Consider the following 18471-nt stretch of genomic DNA (forward strand, 5'->3'; position numbering starts at 1 on the left):
ACGTCAGCCGTTGCGCAGAATGGCAGCCGCAGAGTCAAGACCTTCCTGCGTACCGACAGCCACCAGCAGATCACCCGTGTGAAGGACGACGTCGGGAGCCGGTGAGGGAACCACTTCGCCTTCGCGCATGATCGCCACGATCGAGACACCACTGCGGGTGCGGATCTGGGCTTTGCCCATGGGCTGGTTGTTGAAAGGGGAGTCAGCGGTGATGGAGAACTGCCGCGTGACAATGCCGGGGATTTCCTTGTGGGCTTCGGCCAAACGCATGGCGATGTGCTGACCGCCCAGGAGGTTGCCCAGGGCGGCGGCTTCGTCTGCGGTCAACGGGATGGATGCCTGGCAGGTATCGGGATCGTCCCACGTGGAGACGAAAAGCTCGGTCTCACCCTCCCGCATCTCGACAACACCGATCCGGCGTCCCGAGGCCGTGATGAAATCCTTGCGGACCCCGAGGCCTGGAAGTTCTGTCTCATCCACGTTCATACGTCCACCCTAGCCCTCTTGAAGGGGCGGCGGAATGATGCCACTCGGGGCCGTCGCGCAAAGCGGCCCGCGCCTTTCTAGGGGGCCAAAGCCAGGCCGCGCGCGGCGTCGTCGTAGTACTCGCGGTTAGCCAATCCGGACGCTGCCGCCTCGTCGAGAACCACCACGGCGTCGGCATGCCATTGCAGGATCGAACCCGGGCACGACGCCGTCAGCGGGCCCTCGACGGCGGCAGCGACCGCGGCGGCCTTCGCGGCGCCGGTGGCGATGAGCACCAGCCGGCGCGCCTCCAGCACGGTCCCCAATCCTTGGGTGATGCAGTGGGTCGGGACGTCGCCGTCGTGCTCGAAGAAACGGGCGTTGTCCAGCCTCGTGCGGGCCGTGAGCCGCTTCAAACGGGTCCGCGAGGACAGCGAGGATCCGGGCTCATTGAAGCCCACATGGCCGTTGGCGCCGATGCCGAGGATCTGCACGTCGACCCCGCCGGCGGCAGCTATGGCGGCGTCGTAGGCAGCCGCTCCCGCTTCGAGCTCGGCCTGGGTGGCGCCGCTACCGTCGGGGACATTCAGCCCGGCCATGGGAAGCCCGATGACTTCGCAGACCTCGCGGATCAGGACCTCGCGGTAGGACTGGACATGTCCAGCCGGAAGGCCCACATATTCGTCCAAGGCGAATCCCTTGGCGGCCGAGAAATCCACGCGTCCCGCAGCGGCCGCGGCTGCGAGCTCCGCATACAGTCCCAGCGGAGACGAACCGGTGGCCAGTCCCAGTACTGGTCCCGCGCCCGCAGGGAGTCCTGAGAGGACGGCTTGGGCGGCGGCCGAAGCAGCCGATTCCGGAGTGGGCGTGACAATGACTTCCATGGCAACTTTCTGTCGATGGATTGGGCGTGGTGCGGTCAGGCTTTGGCAGTGCCGTTCAGCAGCGCCGTCAGGGCCTGGGACACCGTGAGCGACGCACCATAGGTGACGATGTCCGCCCCGCCGCGCGGCCAGCCGCACTCGACGGCGATCACCGCGTGCCCCTCGGCCCTCAAGCGGGCGAAGACGGTCCACAGCGGGTGTTCGGCATCCAAGCCGCGCCCGACGACGGCGACCCGCGCGCCGTCGGGCACCTCGCCTTCGCGGACCACTGCCGAAGTTGTGGCGGCAGGGCCCCACGGCACGCGGCCGACCGCGAAATTGGACCCGGTTTCGACCTGCACGATCGCTACGGGTTCCTCCCGCGCCAGCCACCTTTCGGCGGCTTCGGACACCTCGAAGGCCTCGGCGATGCGCTCCCCGTCGAGCGCCTTCGGCGCGGCAGGCACCCCGGCATGCTGCGGCTGGCCGGGCAGGCCGAGCTGGCCCCTGATGGCGGCTTCCTGGATTTCCGCGGCACCCGCGGCGGGGAACCGCGAGGACAGTGCTTGCGTGCGGGCAACAGCGTCTGCCAGGCGTTCCATGGGCAGCCGCCCGTCGCCAACGGCATCGGCGATCGCGGTGATCGTCTGTTCGAAGAGGGCCGGTCCGGTTTCCGAACCAAGGCACAGCAGGTCCGCTCCGGCGATCAGTGCGCGGACGGCTGCTTCCGGAATGCCGGTCTGGGCGGACGCGCCGGCCATGTCCAGGGCGTCCGTGATGATGACGCCCTCGAACCCCATGTCACGGCGCAGCAGGTCCTGCAGGATGCGCGGGGAGAACGTGGCGGGGTGGTCCGGGTCCAGGGCTTCGACCAGGATATGGCTCGTCATGACGGTGGCCCCGCGAGCCGCGACGAGCGCGCGGAACGGGACCAGTTCGCGTGCGTCCAGGGTGGCGGCGTCGGCCGTGACCCTAGGGAGCGCCAGGTGGGAGTCGGCGGTGGTGTCGCCGTGGCCCGGGAAGTGCTTGGCACAGGACGCAACACCGGCGTCTTCGAGTCCACGGATCCAGGCGGCGGTATGCCGTGCCACCAGGCCCGGTTCGGCCCCGAAGCTACGCACTCCGATCACGGGATTGTCCGGAGCGGAATTGACGTCGGCATCCGGGGCCAGGTTCAAGTTGATGCCCAGGCCTGCGAGCTCGCGGCCGATGGCGCTGGCGCTGGCGGCGGTCAGTTCGACGTCGTCCAGACGCCCCAGCACCGCGTTCCCGGGCTGCGTCGATCCCGTGAGGTAGTGCAGCCTCGTGACATCGCCGCCCTCTTCATCGACGGCGATGAGCGTGTTCGGGGAATGCGCGCGGAGCCCGGCGCAGAGCTCGCGCAACTGGACGGGGGACGCCACGTTGGTGCCGTAGAGGCACACAGCCGCCAACCCGGCGTCGTACGCTTCAAGGATCCAGACGGGGACGGCGATGCCGGTAAATCCGGGCATGAGGGTGCCTGCCGCGAGACGGCGGAGGTGGGCGCGGGCGGGCCCGGTGGCAAGAGAGTGGGTAGCGGGGGACTGAATCGTGTCCATGTCCGGCTCCTTCGAAGGGACGCTTGGTCTGTAGTCAGGGTTGGAAACGGCGGGGCGGCACTCAGGCCACACCAAGCTGGTTCCACAGGACCATCACGGCGGCTCCGCGCAGGACGATGTCCTGTGCGTCTGCCGCGAGACGGACGGACACCGGTGAAGGGTCCTGGTGCAAGAGCCGCTCAAGCAGGGTCTGCTGGACGGCGTTGAGAAGGGGGCCTTCCAAAAGCTCCCGGGGTCCGCTGAGGACCACTTCGCCCAAATCGAGGGCGCCAACCACGGGCGCGAGGGCGATGGCGAGCCGCTCGCCCGCTTCCCGGAGTACGACGGCGGCCGCGGCCTCCGGTTGGGAGCTCGCCGCCGCTTCGGCCAGGGCACGTTCGAGGCTGGGGACTGACATCCAGGTTTCGAGGCAGCCTGTCTTACCGCACTTGCACACGGTCCCGCCGTCGGTGCCGACTGTGACGTGACCGATTTCGCCAGCCGCGGAGTGGGCGCCCCGGGCACGCCTGCCGCCCACGATGAGTCCTGAACCGACACCGCGGCCGATCTTCACGAGGATTTCGTCGTCGCTGCCGCCGCCGAAAGTGTGGTCCGCATGGACTGCGGCGTCGGCATCGTTGGAAACGAGGGTCGGAAGGCCGGTCCGCTCCTGGAGGAGATCGCGCAGGGCGACGTCCTTCCATCCGAAGTTGGGGGCCGTGGTGACCTCGCCGCCCGCATTGACGATGCCGGGGGTCCCGACGCCGATCCCGAGCAGCGTGGCGGTGGCCCGGCCGACGGCTTCCGAAGCGAGTTCGAGGACCTCGTTGACGACGTCCGGGCCGGTCTCCTCGGAGATGGACCGCTCGACCCTTTCGAGGATGTTGCCGTCAAGGTCCAGGACGGCGGCACGCAGCACGGAATTTTCCGCCAAGTCCATGCCGATCACTTGGAGGCCCCGGCGGTTGATGTCTACCAGGATGGCCGGCTTGCCGGGGCGGACTTCATCGGACTGTCCCAGTTCCACGACGTGGCCGCGTTCGAGGAGGTCCGAGACGAGGTCCGATACCGTGACACGGGTCAGGCCCAGGACCCGGGAAAGTTCCGCACGGCTCATCGCCCCTGCAGAGTGGAGCGTTTGGCGCACCAAGGAGAGATTGTGGGCGCGCCCGTCCGAAGGCAGGGTCGCTGCGCTTGCTCGATCGGTGCGCTGGCGGTCACGAAGGGCTTCCATGTGAGTTAGTAAACTCTACTAACAATCAAAGATCAAGGGTTTGTGGCAGATTGTGTGAGCCCCATCTGTCAGCTCAGCGGCACTGTGGCGATTTCCGTCTTGTCGGGTGCCTTGACGGGCAGGATCACCAGCAAGCCGGCCAGGAGCACCACCATGATGCCCAGGATCCCCCAGCGTTGGGCCGCGCCCGGGGCAACCAGGGGCGTGGCCAAGGTGATGCACAGGGTGAAAAGTGCCGGCGCCAGGAAGCTCACGGCCCGGCCGGTGGTGGCGTAGAGCCCGAACAGCTCGCCGGATTCGCCGTCGGGCGCCAGCCTCGCGAGGTAGGCGCGGGAGGAAGCTTGCGCCGGTCCCACGAAGAGGCACAGGAACAGTCCGAACACCCAGAAAGTCGTGCTGCCTGCCCAATGGGTCCCGAAGAATACGTAGTCGCCGTTGCCAAGCACCAGGATGACGGTGCCGGCGACCAGGAGTCCCATGAGGGAAATGACAATGACGGACTTGGGCCCGATCCTGTCGTCCAGGAATCCGCCGATCATGGCGCCAACGGCGGCCACCACATTGCCGAAAATCGCGAAGAAGATGACTTGTTTGAGCTCGAATTCAAAAGTCCCGGCAGCAATGACCCCTCCGAAGGTGAAGACCGCCGCCAGGCCGTCGCGGAAGATGGCGCTCGCGAGCAGGAAGTAGATGGTGTGCGGGCTGGTTCGATAGATGGCCTTGATCCGGCGGACGAGCAAACCATAAGAGGCCAGGAACCCGAGCCGGGATTCCGCTTTCTTGACGGAGAGCTCCGGCACGGCGAAGAGGACCGGTAGCGCGAAGATGAAGAACCAGAGCGCGGAAAAGACAGCCACGAGCCTGATATTCAGGCTGTCCTGGGTGGAGGCCCCGAACCATTCAAAAGACGGCTGGACGAAAAGCTGCAGCACCGCGAGCAGCGCGATAATCCCGCCCAGATACCCCATTCCCCAACCGAAGCCGCTCACTTTGCCGATATTGGCAGGGGTGGAGATCTGGGCCAGCATGGCGTTGTAATTGACACCGGCGAACTCGAAAAACACATTTCCGAGCGCAACCAAGGTGACGCCCAGCAGCAGGAACTCGGGCTTGGGGAAAACGAAGAAGCACGAGCCCGTGAGGACAGCCACGAGGGCGGTGTTGACCCCCAGCCACAGTTTCCTGCGGCCACCGGAGTCGGAGCGCTGCCCGGTGACCGGTGCCAGGAGCGCAATCGCGACGCCGGCAATCGCCAGCGCGGCACCCAACGTCGCCGACGCCGAGTCTTCCCCGCCAAATGCCTTGGACGTCAGGTAGACGGTGAACACGAAGGTGGTCATGACGGCATTGAATGCCGCGGAACCCCAGTCCCAGGATGCCCACGCAAGGATTTGGCCCTTGTTCGACAGGGCTGGCCCCGAAGCAAGCTCGGATGCCGGGTGCGGGGCCTCAGGCGCAGTTGCCATGTTCATGGTTGATAAACTACCTGCACCGAACCCAACGCTTGACCGCCTGCTCCAACTTTTGACAACTTATTCCTGACTTTGCGGAGATTCCAGTGATCACAGTTCTTGCCGTGACCTTTGCAGCGGCAACTGTGGCGCCCTGGATCTTCCGGAAACTTCAGCGGAATGCCTTCTACGTCCTTGCTGCCGTTCCCACCCTCGCCTTTATCTGGCTGCTCCTGCAGTACGACCGGATCTATCCCGGAAAAGGCGGGGCCTCCACGGGCGGCTTTATCGAAGAGACCCTCCCGTGGATTCCGAACCTCAAGCTTGAATTCGCCTTCCGCATGGACGTCCTGGCGTGGGTGATGTCCTTGCTGGTCCTGGGGGTCGGCGCGCTGGTCCTGGTCTATTGCGCCCGGTACTTCAAGAACAAGGATGCCGACCTCGGCGGATTCGGGGCCCAGTTGCTTGCCTTCGCCGGCGCGATGTTCGGCCTGGTGACGGCGGACGACCTCCTGATGATGTTCATCTTCTGGGAACTCACCACCGTCCTGTCCTACCTGCTGATCGGCTATGCGCGGACCCGCCTGTCCGCGCGGCGCTCGGCTTTGCAGGCGCTCATGGTCACCACCGCCGGCGGCCTGGCCATGCTCGTGGGCCTCATCATTCTGGGCCAGGCCTCCGGAACATACCGGATTTCGGCCATCATGACCCAAGCGGCCACCCTCGTCACGGGACCTGCGCAAGGTGCGGTTGCTGCCGCCGTCGTACTCATCCTGGTAGGTGCGATTACCAAATCGGCGCTGGTCCCCTTCCACTTCTGGCTCCCCGGCGCCATGGCCGCGCCCACCCCGGTGAGCGCTTACTTGCACGCAGCGGCCATGGTGAAGGCCGGCATCTACATCGTCGCCCGCCTGGCGCCGGGGTTCAGCGAAAGCCCCTACTGGTTGCCGCTGGTGCTTGGGCTCGGCCTGGCGACGATGCTGGTAGGCGGCTACCGGGCGCTCCGGCAGACCGACGTCAAACTCATCCTTGCCTATGGAACCGTCAGCCAGCTCGGCTTCCTCACCATGGTGGTGGGTCTCGGCCGGCCCGACGCCGCACTGGCCGGCCTCGCGCTGTTGCTGGCGCACGGACTCTTCAAGGCCGCGTTGTTCCTGGTGGTGGGCATCATCGACCACCAATCCGGCACGCGCGATATCCGCAAGCTCTCGGGCGTATACAAGTCCTCAAGGGCGCTCGCCATCGTGGCGGGCATCGCTGCCGCGTCCATGGCCGGCATACCTCCGCTGGCGGGTTTCGTGGCCAAGGAATCCGTGTTCGAAGCGTTCGTCCACTACGGCACAGATCACTCCGGCGCTGCCCCTGCTTCCCAACCGTGGGGACTGGTCCTGCTAGTCGGCTTGGTGCTGGGATCCATCCTCACATTCGCGTACAGCGCCCGCTTCATGTGGGGTGCGTTCGCCACCAAGCCGGGCGTGGAGCGGACTCCGTTCAAAGCCATCCAGCCATCGTTCCTGGCGGCCCCGGCCATCTTGAGCTTCCTCACCATCGTGTACGGCCTGTGGCCGGATCCCGTTGACGGCTGGATCCAGCCGTATGCGGCGCTTTTTGTGGTGCCCGACGCCGGAACAAACGCTGCCGGAACCAACGCAGTCGGAACAAACGCAGCCAGCGCCAGCCACCTCGCGCTGTGGCACGGGCTGACGCCCGCCTTGGGACTGACCGCCGTGACGTTCGCGGCCGGCGTCGCGATGTTCTACGGCCGGAACTTCGTGTCGCGGGCGCAGGGCCGTATCCCGGACTGGGTGGACGGCGACCGCGCGTACCAGCGCACCATCGGCGCCTTGGACGACGTCGCCGTGTGGGTCACGGGGCGCACGCAGCGCGGTTCCCTGTACTTCTACCTTGCGGTCATCCTCACGGTGGCTTTCGCTGTCCCCTTGACGGCACTCATCGTGGCCAACAAGCCGCTCCCGGGCGGGCTCTATGTGATCGACCCGAATTCCCCGCTCCAGCTCATCGCCGCGGCAGGAATCGTTGTTGGCGCTCTCGCGGCGGTCCGAGCCAACAAGCGCTTCCTCGCCGTGCTGATGGTGTCGGTCACCGGCTACGGCATCGCACTCATGTTCGCGTTGCAGGGAGCCCCGGACCTCGCATTGACGCAAATGCTGGTGGAGACCATCATCCTGGTGGCCTTCGTGTTGGCGATGCGCAGCCTCCCTCCGGAGCTCCGTGACCGCACCGGCGGCAAGTACCGGGTGGTTCGCGTCATCATTGGCGTGGCGTTCGCGGTCACCATGATCTTCGTGGCGATCTACGCGATGGGCGCCCGCATCGCCGAGCCTGTATCGCTTTCGTTCCCCCGGCTGGCCTATGAAGGCGGCGGCGGACTCAACGTGGTCAACGTGACGCTGGTGGACATCCGGGCGTGGGACACCTTCGGCGAGATCTCGGTGCTGGCGGTCGCTGCCACCGGCGTCGCGAGCTTGATTTTTGTCCGCAGCAGGGGCGAGCGCCTCAACAAGGCCGCCACCATTCCCGAGGGCACGGTGGGAAGGCGCGCCGCCGCCGGGGGCAGTTCGCGCGACGACGCCTCGCTGGCACTCGTCCGCAAGTTCGCGGGCTCCCTGACGGACCCCTGGCTCGTGGCCGGCCGAACCCTTGCACCGGAACGGCGTTCCATCATCTTCGAAGTGGTCACGCGGCTGATTTTCCACTCGATGATCGTTTTCTCCGTGTACCTGCTGTTGGCGGGACACAATCTTCCGGGTGGCGGCTTCGCCGGCGGACTCACGGCCGGGCTTGCCCTGACCATCCGTTACTTGGCCGGCGGACGGTTCGAGTTGCGGGAAGCCGCACCGATCAGCGCCGGCATGCTGCTGGGAACCGGCCTTGCGACGGCGGCCGCAGCGGGCTTCGTACCGTTGCTTCTGGGCGGCCAGGTGTTCCAAAGCGCCATCATCGAGTTCTGGCTACCGTTGTTCGGGGACATCAAGTTCGTGACCTCCACGATCTTCGACATCGGCGTGTACCTCGTGGTCGTAGGCCTGGCCCTGGACGTGCTGCGGAGCCTGGGAGCCGAGATCGACGAACACTTCGAAGAGACCGCCAGCGGAGACGTCCGGGATTCAGGGGATGCCCGATTGGAAGTTCCCACCTCCGCACCAACGGCCGCAACCACGGCGCAGTCGGCAACAACCTCGCTCGGGAAGGGGACCCCATGAGCGTCAACTTGACCTTGTTGATCGTCATGGGAGTGCTCTACGCCTGTGGGATCTATTTGATCCTGGAACGCAGCTTGACCCGCGTTCTCCTGGGGCTCATGCTCCTGGCAAACGCCACCAACCTGCTGATCCTGGCGACGGGTGGATATGCCGGACTTGCCCCGCTGTTCAACAAATCGACGGATCCGCGCGACTACAACGATCCTTTGCCGCAAGCGTTGATCCTGACGTCGATCGTGATTTCCTTCGCGGTGACGGCATTCATGCTCGGCATCATCTACCGGACCTGGGCATTGGCACGGCAGGACGACATCCAGGACGACGCCGAAGACAGGCGCGTCGCGAAGACACCCAGCTTTGACGCCGAAGACGACTCGGTGGTTCCCGAGGAAACATCCGAATTCCCGGTTACGGCAGTCACCGAAGCAGCCAAGGAAGGAGGCCCCCTGTGAACATCGCCAGCCTGGCGCCGCTCGCCGTCGTGCTTCCCATCCTCGGTGCCGCACTGACGTTCGCCCTGAACAGGAACCCGCTGGCCCAACGCGCGGTCAGCATCGCTTTGTTGTCCCTCACGTTGCTCCTGGAATGCTGGCTCCTTGCCTCGGTATGGACCACAGGCACTGCATCCGTCACCCTGGGCGGCTGGCAGCCGCCGTTTGGCGTGGTGATGGTGGTGGACCAGTTCTCCTCGCTCATGTTGGTGGTCTCCTCCGTCATCAGCCTCGCGGTACTGATCTATGCCACCGGCCAGGGCATGGCCGACGGCGACCGTGAGGCACCGGTGTCGATCTTCCACCCGACCTACCTGATCCTGGTGGCCGGTGTCTCGAACGCCTTCCTCACCGGTGATCTCTTCAACCTGTACGTCGGCTTCGAGATCCTGCTGACGGCGAGCTACGTGCTCATGACACTGGGCGGTACCGGTCCGCGCATCCGCGCCGGGGTCACCTACGTGGTGGTTTCCGTCGTGTCTTCGGTGTTGTTCCTGATCGCCATTGCGATGATCTACGGAGCAACCGGAACCATCACCATGGCGGATCTGGCTATCAAGCTGGCCGAATTGGATCCGGGCACCAGGAACCTGCTCCACGTCATGCTGCTCGTGGCCTTCGGCATCAAGGCCGCCGTGTTCCCGCTGTCCTTCTGGCTGCCTGACTCGTACCCGACCGCACCGGCACCGGTCACTGCCGTGTTCGCCGGTTTGCTCACCAAGGTGGGCGTCTACGCCATGGTCCGCACGGAGACCCTGCTCTTCCCGGGCGATACCTTGAACACCCCGTTGATGGTGGTTGCGCTCCTCACCATGCTCGTGGGCATTCTTGGTGCCATAGCCCAGAGCGACATCAAACGATTACTCTCCTTCACCTTGGTCAGCCACATCGGCTACATGGTGTTCGGGCTTGCCATGTCTTCCGTAGCCGGGCTTGCTGCCGCCGTCTTCTATGTGGCCCACCACATCACTGTCCAAACGAGCCTGTTCCTGGTGACCGGCTTGATCGAGCGCCGCGGTGGGAGCTCGTCGGTGGACAGGCTGGGTGGGCTCGCAAAGCTGTCTCCACTCCTCGCGCTCTTGTTCTTCATTCCGGCCATGAACCTCGCGGGAATTCCGCCCTTCTCCGGGTTCCTGGGGAAGCTCGGACTCCTGCAGGCAGGCATCGCCCTCGGGACACCACTGGCCATTACCTTGGTGGTGGGCGGGGTGGTCACGAGCCTCTTGACCTTGCTGGCCATTGCCCGCGTCTGGAACCGCGCATTCTGGCGGAAGCCCGAGGACGCTGACTACCCGGCCGCCGTCCTCAAGGACACTGCCGCCGTCGGCCTGCTTCCGAGGACCATGGTGGGGCCAACCGCCGCGCTGGTGGTCTTTGGCGTGGCGCTGACAGTCTTCGCAGGTCCGCTGTTCCAATTGGCCGGAAACTCCGCGGAACAGATGCTGGACCGTACGGCGTATATCCATTCCGTGCTCGGCGGGAATGCCAAAGTCCCGGGCATCGCTGCGCCGGGTGCGTCGACCCCACTGCAGGGGGTTGGCAAGTGAGCCGCAAGCGGATTTCGTTCCGCACCGAGTTGCCCCTGCTGGTCTGGCTGGTGGTCGTGTGGGGTGCGCTCTGGCGGGACTTCAGCCCCGGCAACCTGGTATTCGGTGCGCTGATCGCCGTGGTGGTAGCCAGGGTCTTCTACTTGCCTCCAGTGGAGCTCAGCGGACGATTCAACGTGCTGCGCGCCATTCCTTTCGCCGTCGTGTTCCTTGGCAAAGTGGTGGCCGCGAGCTTCCAGGTCATGTACCTCGCGGTCTTCCGCGGGCCCTTGGTAACCAACGCCGTCGTCGCTGTTCCCCTCCGTAGCCATTCCGACCTCATGGTGACCGCAACAGGGCACGTGATTTCGCTGATTCCGGGTTCCTTGGTGGTGGAGGTGGACCGCTCGACGTCCACGCTCTATATCCATGGGCTCAATGTCCGCAACGATGTGGACACCGCCAAGCTGCGCAAGGAAGTCCAAGACACGGAGGCCTCGCTGATCCGGATCATGGGTACCCAGGCGGAAATGGACGCACTCCAGGCCGAAGGCTGGCCTGCAACGAGGGGAGCTCGCTCGTGAAAGACATCGTGCTGATCGTCACGGCGGTGATCCTTAGCCTCGCCGCCGCCGGCGCGATCTACAGGATCGCCGTCGGGCCGTCCCTGCTGGACCGGGTGCTCGCCTCGGACGTGCTGCTCGCCATACTGGGTGCTGCGCTGGCCATCGACATGGCCGTCAACAGGCACCTCAACAACCTCGTGCTGCTCGTCGCGCTGACGCTGATCGGTTTCATCGGATCGGTGACGGTGGCGCGCTTCGTGGCCGACCGGAGAGGACAGGTCAATGACTCCTGACGCCACCGGAGCGGATGCCGTCATCGATGCCGTCACCGCGGTGCTGCTGATCGTCGGTGCGGTGATGTCATTGGGCGCGGCGATCGGCCTGTTGCGCTTCCCGGACCTGATGAGCCGCATGCACGCAGCTACCAAGCCGCAAGTGCTCGGGCTGTTCCTCGTCTTGGCGGCCATCGGGCTGCAGATGCGCGAATGGTGGGTGTGGCCGATCCTGGCCGTCGCTTGGATCTTCCAATTGCTGACGGTGCCGGTGTCCGCACACATGGTGGGCCGCGCAGGCTACCGGACCAAGCACCTGCACCCCGAGTTGCTGAGCATCGACGAACTCGAGGCCGTGGTGCTGCGGGCCGCCGGTCAACGGGCAGCGGAGAAAGCCCAAGCCGACCCGACAACTCCCCACAGCGGGAACGGTGGGAGCCCAGGCCCTCACGGCGCCAACGGCGGGCCGTCAGCCTAGACGATGTCCTGTGTCTTCGAGAAACGCGAGATGGCGCGCTGGGTACTGCGGCTTGCGAAAACCTGGATGACGGCGCTGACAGTCGCCGAAATCAGGGCGAAGGTCAGTGCAGAGCGCAGGCTTGCCTCCATATCATCGTGACCCTTGGGAGGTTTCTTGCCGGTGGACTTTTCCCACAGCGCATTGACGAGCTTGGTGCCGACAAAGCCAGCGCCGATGCTCACGCCGGTGCCGAGCAGTTTGATGAGGAGGTTCATTCCGGGACTCCTTGCGGGTGGAAACAGGACCGTCCCCAGCCTAACCCCACTTCAGGGCAGTTCCGGAGCAACGGATGGAGCTTGGCGCCTCTGCCGGAAGAACTCCTCCAAGGCCCCGGGCTTTGGACGGACAGGCACGATGTCACGGTCCTCGCCCAGTATCGCTTCCACTGTGCCGAGGGCGAGGAGCTCATCCAGCAGCGCCAGCGTGGGCGGCATGAGCTTGAGTGTTCCGGCGACTTCGGCGTCCAGGATTCCGCGGACGGGCATCCACAAGGACGACGACGCTTCCGTGGTCTGGTGCCTTGGCTCGGCACCGGAAACCGGGCAGGCAAGGTAGAAGTACGTGTCGAAGCGCTTGGGCTGGTCCTGCGGAGTGACCCAGTTGGCCCACGGGCGGAGGGTGGCGGCGTCAAGCTTCAGCCCGGCCTCTTCGAACACCTCACGCTGCGCGGCCGCCAGCACCCGGCCGGCGTTGAACCTGGCGGAGGCAGGCTCGACGGCGATGCTGCTCCGGTGCCATGCAGCGGCGTGCTGCTCGACGACGTCGTCCGCGAAGTCCCAGCCGGAGCTGTCCACCTGGTCCACCCGGCCCCCGGGGAAGACCACCATGCCCGCGGCGAAATCCATCGTGGAAACCCGGTGCTGGACGAACACCTCCAAAGCCTGCGCCGCACCTTCAGAGCCCCCGGGAACCGCGGCATCCCGGACCAGGATCACGCTTGCGGCGAGCCTCGGTTCCGCCACCGTGGTGCTGTTCGCTTCGCCATTGCCTGCCAAGACCGCTCCTTTGCCCGCTCTGCCGCGTCACATTCTGCTGGATCATTGTCCCAGTTTCTGCGGCCGCCCGCGCCATTCCGGGCCGGCCTGCGCTCACCCGGCGAGTGATCCAGCAGAATCCCTCGTCCCCGCGTGTTTGTGACCGTTCCGCGGACGCCAACACAGCGCCCGCAACCCCGCCAAGGTGTAAACTGAACCACGCCCAAAAGGGTGGATTGATAACGACAGGGGAGCGCCGCCGTCGGGCACGCAGCAATGCGGCACGGAGGACGGGCGCTGAGAGTGCGGACAGCCGCAGACCCTCGAACCTGATCCGGCTAGTACCGGCGCAAGGGAGTCGAGTTCTCATAGTGTCCGGACCGGCGCGGCGGAAGCCGCTCGCAGGCAACCGGGAACACTTTCCCCTCCTGTTCCTCAGGAGGACAAAATGACTGGTATTTCTGCAAGGCCGGGCCTCACCAAGCCTGGTTACAACTGGCGCGTCGTGGACATCGTCGTGGCGGCACTCATCTCGATCGCCGGTGGCGTGATCTTCTGGGCATGGGACCAGATGGCTTTGGTTGCCACGCCTATGTCCGCGGGCTACCCGCCCCTGAGTGGCCTGATCGCCGGCGGCTGGATGATTCCGGCAGTCTTGGGCATGCTCATCGTCCGCAAGCCCGGTGCGGCAATTTTCTGCGAAACAGTGGCCGCCACGAGCGAGCTCATCATGGGTTCCCAGTACGGCACCACGGTGCTGATCTCGGGCCTGCTCCAGGGCTTGGGGGCGGAACTCATTTTCCTGGCCTTCATGTACAAGAAGTTCAACCTGCCGGTGTCCCTGCTGGCCGGTGCCGGTGCGGGCCTGTTCTGCGGCCTGAACGACTCCTTCTTGCCGTGGGGCTGGAACATAGCCTACGAGCCGGTCGACAAGCTCGCGTACATCGTGTTCTGCACGATCTCCGGGGCCGTCATTGCCGGTGCCCTGTCCTGGATCGCTACCCGCGGCCTGGCCAGGACCGGTGTCCTGAGCGCGTTCGCGTCACGCAAGGCCGCCTCGGAGCCCGTCTTTTCCTGATGCCCAGTCCTGATTCCGGCACCTCTGCCGTGGTGCGACCCGCCGCCATTTCCGCGCAGGGCTGGGGCTGGCGGCACGCCGGCCGCACCACGCAGGCCATCCACGCCCTGGACCTGGACATCCGTCCGGGCGAGCGCGTCCTGCTGCTTGGCCCCTCGGGCGCAGGCAAGTCGACGTTCCTCCATGCCCTGGCGGGCGTGCTGGGCGAGGAAGGCGACGACGCCGACGAGACCGGCTCGTTGCTGGTTGACGGCGTTTCCCCGAAGGCCCAGCGGGGCCGTGCCGGACTCATGCAACAGGACCCCGAAACCCAGGTGGTGCTTTCCCGCCTGGGCGACGACGTCGCGTTCGGCGCCGAGAACCTTTGCGTGCCGCGGGACGAGATTTGGAAGCGGGTCCATGAAGCGCTCGACGACGTCGGGCTGCTGCGGAGGGCCGGTGGCAGTGCCAGCGGCAACTTTTCGCTCGACCACCCGACGTCGGCCCTCTCGGGCGGGCAGAAACAGCGCCTTGCGCTCGCCGGCATACTGGCGATGCGTCCCGGCCTGATCCTCCTGGACGAGCCGACCGCCAACCTTGACCCGGCCGGCGTCTTGGAAGTGCGCGATGCCGTGGGCCGCTGCCTGGACAAGACCGGCGCCACCTTGGTGGTGGTGGAACACCGGGTATCGGTCTGGAAAGACCTCGTGGACCGGATTGTGGTGCTTCAGCCGGGCAGTTCCTCCTCGGGAGGTTCGACGCCGGCGGTGCTTCTGGACGGTGACCCGAACACGGTTCTGGCGCAAGCAAGGGACATGCTCACTGCTGCGGGCGTCTGGGTGCCTGGTTACGTGCCGGCCACCCGCCCACGTTCGGGAACAGGCGCCGGACCGGCGGCCGACTCCGGGGCGGGGAGCTCCCGGAATGGGGGCGAGTTGCTGCTCGCCACCCAGGAGCTTGCGGTGTCCCGCGAACGGACACGGCGCCGGGGGTTCAAAACGATCGCCCCGCGTCCTGTGCAGTCCGGACTCGACGCCGAAGTGTTTGCCGGGCGGGCACTGACCATCACCGGTCCCAATGGCGCCGGAAAATCGACCTTCGCTTTGACCCTCGCGGGGCTGTTGGCGCCGATATCCGGGGCGGTGACTGCCGCCGTCGGGCTCAGCGACGGCGCGGGCCCCGACCCGTTCAAGTGGAAGGCCCAGCAGCTGATCTCCCGCATCGGGACTGTGTTCCAAGAGCCCGAGCACCAGTTCGTCACCGGCCGCGTCCTCGATGAGCTCATGTTCGGCCCCAAGCATCTTGGCCATGGCGAGGAACGGGTGGACGAGTTGCTGGAACGGCTGCGCTTGGGGCATCTCGTGGACGCCAATCCGTACACGCTCTCCGGGGGCGAAAAACGGCGGCTATCCGTGGCGACGGTGCTCGCCGCGCACCCCCGCGTCCTGGTGCTGGACGAACCCACTTTCGGCCAGGACGCGAACACGTGGGCTGAGCTTGCGTCGTTCCTTTCCGAACTGCTCGACGCCGGCACCTCCGTGGTTTCCGTGACCCACGACCAGGAATTCAGCTCCGTCCTGGGCGGCGCCGAGATGCGGCTCGAGCCTGCATTCCAAGGCGGCGCCCGGCAGGAAGCAGGTGCGGCATGAGGGACGCCCTGACCCTGCGCGGCAACAACGCCCTCCTGACACGCGCCAATCCGCTGGCCAAGTTCGTGTCGGTCTTCCTGATCACCCTGGTGTTGGCGTTGTCCATCGACTTGGTGTCAGCCTCGACCGCGCTCCTCGGCGAATTGGCGTTGTTCCCCCTCGCGGGGCTCACCGTGCGCTTGCTCTGGCAGCGCGGCTGGCCCTTGATTATCGCGGCCGCGCTCGGAGGTTGGAGCACCGCGATCCTGTCGGCGGACAGCGGAAGGATACTGCTCGACGTCGGGATCTGGTCCATTAGCGAAGGCTCGCTTCAGCTTGGACTCGGCTTCATGCTGCGGGGTCTTGCCATAGCGCTGCCTGCCATTCTCCTGATGAGTTGCACCGATCCCACCGATCTCGCCGATGCCCTGGCGCAAAAGGCGAAACTGCCGCACCGTTTTGTCTTGGGTACCCTGGCGGCCCTGCGGCTCGTGGGACTCATGGCGGAGGAGTGGCAGACCATCGGCATGGCACGGCGCGCGCGGGGTGTCGGCTCGCACGGAAGTCCGCCGCAACGGTTCAAGGCCATGCTTGGCCAAAGCTTCGGCTTGTTGGTCCAGGCGATTCGACGGGCGTCCCGCTTGGCGGTGACCATGGAGGCGCGCGGCTTCGGCGGCGGACGGCGGACCTGGGCGCGCGAATCCACCTACAGCCGCCTGGACGTCTGGGTTCTGGGCGGCGGGCTGGTCATCGCTGCCGCGGCCGTACTCGCGGCCCAATGGGCTGGGACCTGGCACTTCGTCTGGCTGAAGCAGCCCAACTAGCTCGCAGTTGTTGTCGTTTTGACGCTTCAAAACGACAACAACTGCGAGCTACTTGGGTATTTGCGGGCGGGCCGCCATCCGGCAGCCCCGGGCACGCGACGGCGGCCGTTGCGACTTACTTATCGCACGAGACGACTATTCTCGGGCTGAATCAGCGGGTTGCGTCGCAGAATCTCCAATTCTTAGACCATCTGTGATATTTATTGATCATGACGCAACCGACTGCCGAACATGTAGGTCTCCTCCTTCGCGACGCCCGCGGCGAAAAGGGCTGGACACAGGGACAGCTCGCCTCGGAACTGGGCACCAGCCAAAGCGCCATTGCCCGCATGGAACAAGGCAAGCAGAACCTTAGCCTGCGCATGATCGAGCGCCTCGAGTCGATCTTCGGACGAACCATCGTCAAGGTCGGCAAACGGCAGATGACCCACCTGCGCGTGGAGGGCGGACGTACGCTCTCCGGCTCGGTGGACGTCAACAGCAGTAAGAATGCCGGCGTCGCACTGCTTTGCGCGAGCCTCATCAACCGCGGCACCACCACCTTGCGACGGCTCGCCCGGATCGAAGAAGTCAACCGGATTGTCGAGGTATTGACCTCCATCGGCGTCGAATGCACCTGGCTGAACGGCAACGATCTGCGCATCCGCCGCCCGGAAACGCTGGACCTCGCTTCCATGGACGTGGAAGCCGCACGCCGCACCCGCAGCGTCATCATGCTGCTCGGCCCGCTCCTCGATGAGGCTGCCTCGTACCAGCTGCCCTACGCCGGCGGTTGCGATCTCGGGACCCGGACCGTGGAACCGCACATGCAGGCATTGCGGCAGTTCGGACTCTCCGTGGAAGCCAAGTCGGGCTTCTATTCCGTGCAGGCGCCGCCGGCCGACGGCGAGCACCGCACCTTCGTGCTCACGGAGCGCGGTGACACCGTAACGGAGAACGCCATCATGGCCGCCGCACACCGCAGCGGTACCACAGTGATCCGCAATGCCAGCCCCAATTACATGGTGCAGGACCTTTGCTTCTACCTGCAGGGGCTCGGCGTGGTCATCGACGGCATCGGGACAACCACCCTGAAGATCACTGGGCGCCCGGCGATCGACGTCGACATTGAGTACTTCCCGTCCGAAGACCCGATCGAGGCCATGAGCCTGATCACCGCGGGCATCGTGACCAACTCGGAAGTCACCATCTGCAGGGTCCCCATCGAGTTCATGGAGATCGAACTTGCCACGCTCGAGCAGATGGGCCAACAGCTCGACATCTCCGGCGAGTACTTTGCGCGCAACGGACGGACGCGCTTGGTGGATGTCACCACCAAGCCATCACGGTTGCGCGCTCCGGAGGACAAGATCCATCCGATGCCGTTCCCGGGTCTAAACATCGACAACTTGCCGTTCTTCGCGGTCATCGCCGGCAACGCCGAAGGCCAGACCATGATCCACGACTGGGTCTACGAAAACCGGGCCATCTACCTGACCGAACTCAACAAACTCGGCGCCCAGGTTCAACTGCTCGATCCGCACCGCATCTACGTCAATGGCCCCACCAAGTGGCGTGGCGCGGAAGTCGGATGCCCCCCGGCACTGCGACCCGCAGCTTGCCTGCTGCTGGCCATGCTGGCGGCCCGCGGCACGTCCGAGTTGCGCAACATCTACGTGATTGAGCGCGGATACGAGGACCTGGCCGAGCGACTCAACACCATCGGCGCCAAGATCGAGTACTTCCAGGACTGACGTGGACGGAGAACGTCGGAATCTGCACGATTCGGACTGACCAGCAGGACATTCTGCTGGATCATCCGGAGTCAGCGTTCGCTC

General features: G+C 65.5%; 17 protein-coding genes and 1 riboswitch. Of the genes, 10 read left to right on the top strand and 7 right to left on the bottom strand.

Features of this window, described 5'->3' with window-relative positions; genetic code table 11:
- Positions 1–3: 3 nt before the first annotated feature.
- From QRN51_RS17640 to QRN51_RS17660, 5 genes are all read right to left on the bottom strand, one after another.
- Entirely contained in the window at positions 4–486 is a 483-nt protein-coding gene (locus QRN51_RS17640; RefSeq protein ID WP_059389838.1) for a cation:proton antiporter regulatory subunit, read from the bottom strand.
- A 77-nt stretch (positions 487–563) separates the two neighbouring features.
- Positions 564–1349: a glucosamine-6-phosphate deaminase gene (locus QRN51_RS17645; RefSeq protein WP_284991141.1), complete on the bottom strand. Its 786-nt coding sequence runs from the start codon at positions 1347–1349 to the stop codon at positions 564–566.
- 35 nt (positions 1350–1384) lie between these two features.
- Positions 1385–2908, bottom strand: coding sequence for a glycoside hydrolase family 3 protein (locus tag QRN51_RS17650; protein ID WP_284991142.1), 1524 nt, complete (start codon positions 2906–2908; stop codon positions 1385–1387).
- 61 nt (positions 2909–2969) lie between these two features.
- Positions 2970–4121, bottom strand: coding sequence for an ROK family transcriptional regulator (locus QRN51_RS17655; RefSeq protein ID WP_284991143.1), 1152 nt, complete (start codon positions 4119–4121; stop codon positions 2970–2972).
- Positions 4122–4189: 68 nt separating this feature from the next.
- Entirely contained in the window at positions 4190–5593 is a 1404-nt protein-coding gene (locus QRN51_RS17660) for an MFS transporter (protein WP_284991144.1), read from the bottom strand.
- Positions 5594–5679: 86 nt separating this feature from the next.
- On the opposite strand from QRN51_RS17660, the gene QRN51_RS17665 reads away from it, so the two are divergent.
- Genes QRN51_RS17665 through mnhG form a run of 6 tightly spaced genes read left to right on the top strand, consistent with a single transcriptional unit; the run spans position 5680 to position 12129 of the window.
- Positions 5680–8796, top strand: a complete 3117-nt coding sequence (locus QRN51_RS17665) for a Na+/H+ antiporter subunit A (protein ID WP_284991145.1) — start codon at positions 5680–5682, stop codon at positions 8794–8796.
- Positions 8793–9248: a Na(+)/H(+) antiporter subunit C gene (locus QRN51_RS17670; protein ID WP_059389840.1), complete on the top strand. Its 456-nt coding sequence runs from the start codon at positions 8793–8795 to the stop codon at positions 9246–9248. The genes QRN51_RS17665 and QRN51_RS17670 overlap by 4 nt, the downstream gene beginning before the upstream one ends.
- A complete protein-coding gene (locus QRN51_RS17675; RefSeq protein ID WP_284991146.1) occupies positions 9245–10834 on the top strand; it encodes a Na+/H+ antiporter subunit D in 1590 nt (529 codons plus the stop codon). The genes QRN51_RS17670 and QRN51_RS17675 overlap by 4 nt, the downstream gene beginning before the upstream one ends.
- The gene (locus tag QRN51_RS17680) at positions 10831–11397 is read left to right on the top strand and encodes a Na+/H+ antiporter subunit E (RefSeq protein ID WP_059389842.1); all 567 of its coding nucleotides are present in this window, start codon (positions 10831–10833) and stop codon (positions 11395–11397) included. The genes QRN51_RS17675 and QRN51_RS17680 overlap by 4 nt, the downstream gene beginning before the upstream one ends.
- On the top strand, positions 11394–11672 hold the full coding sequence (locus QRN51_RS17685) for an MrpF/PhaF family protein (protein WP_059389843.1): 279 nt from the start codon (positions 11394–11396) through the stop codon (positions 11670–11672). Before QRN51_RS17680 ends, QRN51_RS17685 begins: the two co-directional genes overlap by 4 nt.
- On the top strand, positions 11662–12129 hold the full coding sequence (gene mnhG / locus QRN51_RS17690) for a monovalent cation/H(+) antiporter subunit G (protein ID WP_284991147.1): 468 nt from the start codon (positions 11662–11664) through the stop codon (positions 12127–12129). Before QRN51_RS17685 ends, mnhG begins: the two co-directional genes overlap by 11 nt.
- Here mnhG and QRN51_RS17695 read toward each other — a convergent pair.
- A complete protein-coding gene (locus QRN51_RS17695) occupies positions 12126–12386 on the bottom strand; it encodes a DUF4235 domain-containing protein (protein WP_059389844.1) in 261 nt (86 codons plus the stop codon). The two genes, mnhG and QRN51_RS17695, sit on opposite strands and share 4 nt — an antisense overlap.
- A 51-nt stretch (positions 12387–12437) precedes the next feature.
- Positions 12438–13166 (bottom strand): NUDIX hydrolase, encoded by a 729-nt coding sequence (locus QRN51_RS17700; protein ID WP_284991148.1) that lies wholly within the window; start codon positions 13164–13166, stop codon positions 12438–12440.
- Positions 13167–13382: 216 nt separating this feature from the next.
- Positions 13383–13519, top strand: a riboswitch (TPP riboswitch).
- A 74-nt stretch (positions 13520–13593) separates the two neighbouring features.
- On the opposite strand from QRN51_RS17700, the gene QRN51_RS17705 reads away from it, so the two are divergent.
- The 4 genes from QRN51_RS17705 (at position 13594) to QRN51_RS17720 (ending at position 18387) form a co-directional block, all read left to right on the top strand.
- Positions 13594–14223 carry an ECF transporter S component gene (locus QRN51_RS17705; RefSeq protein ID WP_236813309.1) on the top strand — a complete coding sequence of 210 codons (630 nt, stop codon included), beginning with the start codon at positions 13594–13596 and terminating at the stop codon, positions 14221–14223.
- Complete coding sequence (locus QRN51_RS17710; RefSeq protein WP_284991149.1) at positions 14223–15851, top strand: ABC transporter ATP-binding protein; 1629 nt, start codon at positions 14223–14225, stop codon at positions 15849–15851. Before QRN51_RS17705 ends, QRN51_RS17710 begins: the two co-directional genes overlap by 1 nt.
- Complete coding sequence (locus tag QRN51_RS17715) at positions 15848–16654, top strand: energy-coupling factor transporter transmembrane component T family protein (protein ID WP_284991150.1); 807 nt, start codon at positions 15848–15850, stop codon at positions 16652–16654. The genes QRN51_RS17710 and QRN51_RS17715 overlap by 4 nt, the downstream gene beginning before the upstream one ends.
- 209 nt (positions 16655–16863) lie before the next feature.
- Complete coding sequence (locus tag QRN51_RS17720; protein ID WP_059389848.1) at positions 16864–18387, top strand: UDP-N-acetylglucosamine 1-carboxyvinyltransferase; 1524 nt, start codon at positions 16864–16866, stop codon at positions 18385–18387.
- Positions 18388–18471 lie beyond the last annotated feature (84 nt).

The organism is Arthrobacter sp. efr-133-TYG-120 (assembly GCF_030209785.1).
Taxonomy (GTDB): Bacteria; Actinomycetota; Actinomycetes; order Actinomycetales; family Micrococcaceae; genus Arthrobacter.

Bases quoted from the DNA above. Each gene is read 5' to 3' on its own strand.
- QRN51_RS17640 (WP_059389838.1), bottom strand. From the start codon at position 486: ATGAACGTGGATGAGACAGAACTTCCAGGCCTCGGGGTCCGCAAGGAT.
- QRN51_RS17645 (WP_284991141.1), bottom strand. From the start codon at position 1,349: ATGGAAGTCATTGTCACGCCCACTCCGGAATCGGCTGCTTCGGCCGCC.
- QRN51_RS17650 (WP_284991142.1), bottom strand. From the start codon at position 2,908: ATGGACACGATTCAGTCCCCCGCTACCCACTCTCTTGCCACCGGGCCC.
- QRN51_RS17655 (WP_284991143.1), bottom strand. From the start codon at position 4,121: ATGGAAGCCCTTCGTGACCGCCAGCGCACCGATCGAGCAAGCGCAGCG.
- QRN51_RS17660 (WP_284991144.1), bottom strand. From the start codon at position 5,593: ATGAACATGGCAACTGCGCCTGAGGCCCCGCACCCGGCATCCGAGCTT.
- QRN51_RS17670 (WP_059389840.1), top strand. From the start codon at position 8,793: ATGAGCGTCAACTTGACCTTGTTGATCGTCATGGGAGTGCTCTACGCC.
- mnhG (WP_284991147.1), top strand. From the start codon at position 11,662: ATGACTCCTGACGCCACCGGAGCGGATGCCGTCATCGATGCCGTCACC.
- QRN51_RS17695 (WP_059389844.1), bottom strand. From the start codon at position 12,386: ATGAACCTCCTCATCAAACTGCTCGGCACCGGCGTGAGCATCGGCGCT.
- QRN51_RS17705 (WP_236813309.1), top strand. From the start codon at position 13,594: ATGACTGGTATTTCTGCAAGGCCGGGCCTCACCAAGCCTGGTTACAAC.
- QRN51_RS17710 (WP_284991149.1), top strand. From the start codon at position 14,223: ATGCCCAGTCCTGATTCCGGCACCTCTGCCGTGGTGCGACCCGCCGCC.
- QRN51_RS17715 (WP_284991150.1), top strand. From the start codon at position 15,848: ATGAGGGACGCCCTGACCCTGCGCGGCAACAACGCCCTCCTGACACGC.
- QRN51_RS17720 (WP_059389848.1), top strand. From the start codon at position 16,864: ATGACGCAACCGACTGCCGAACATGTAGGTCTCCTCCTTCGCGACGCC.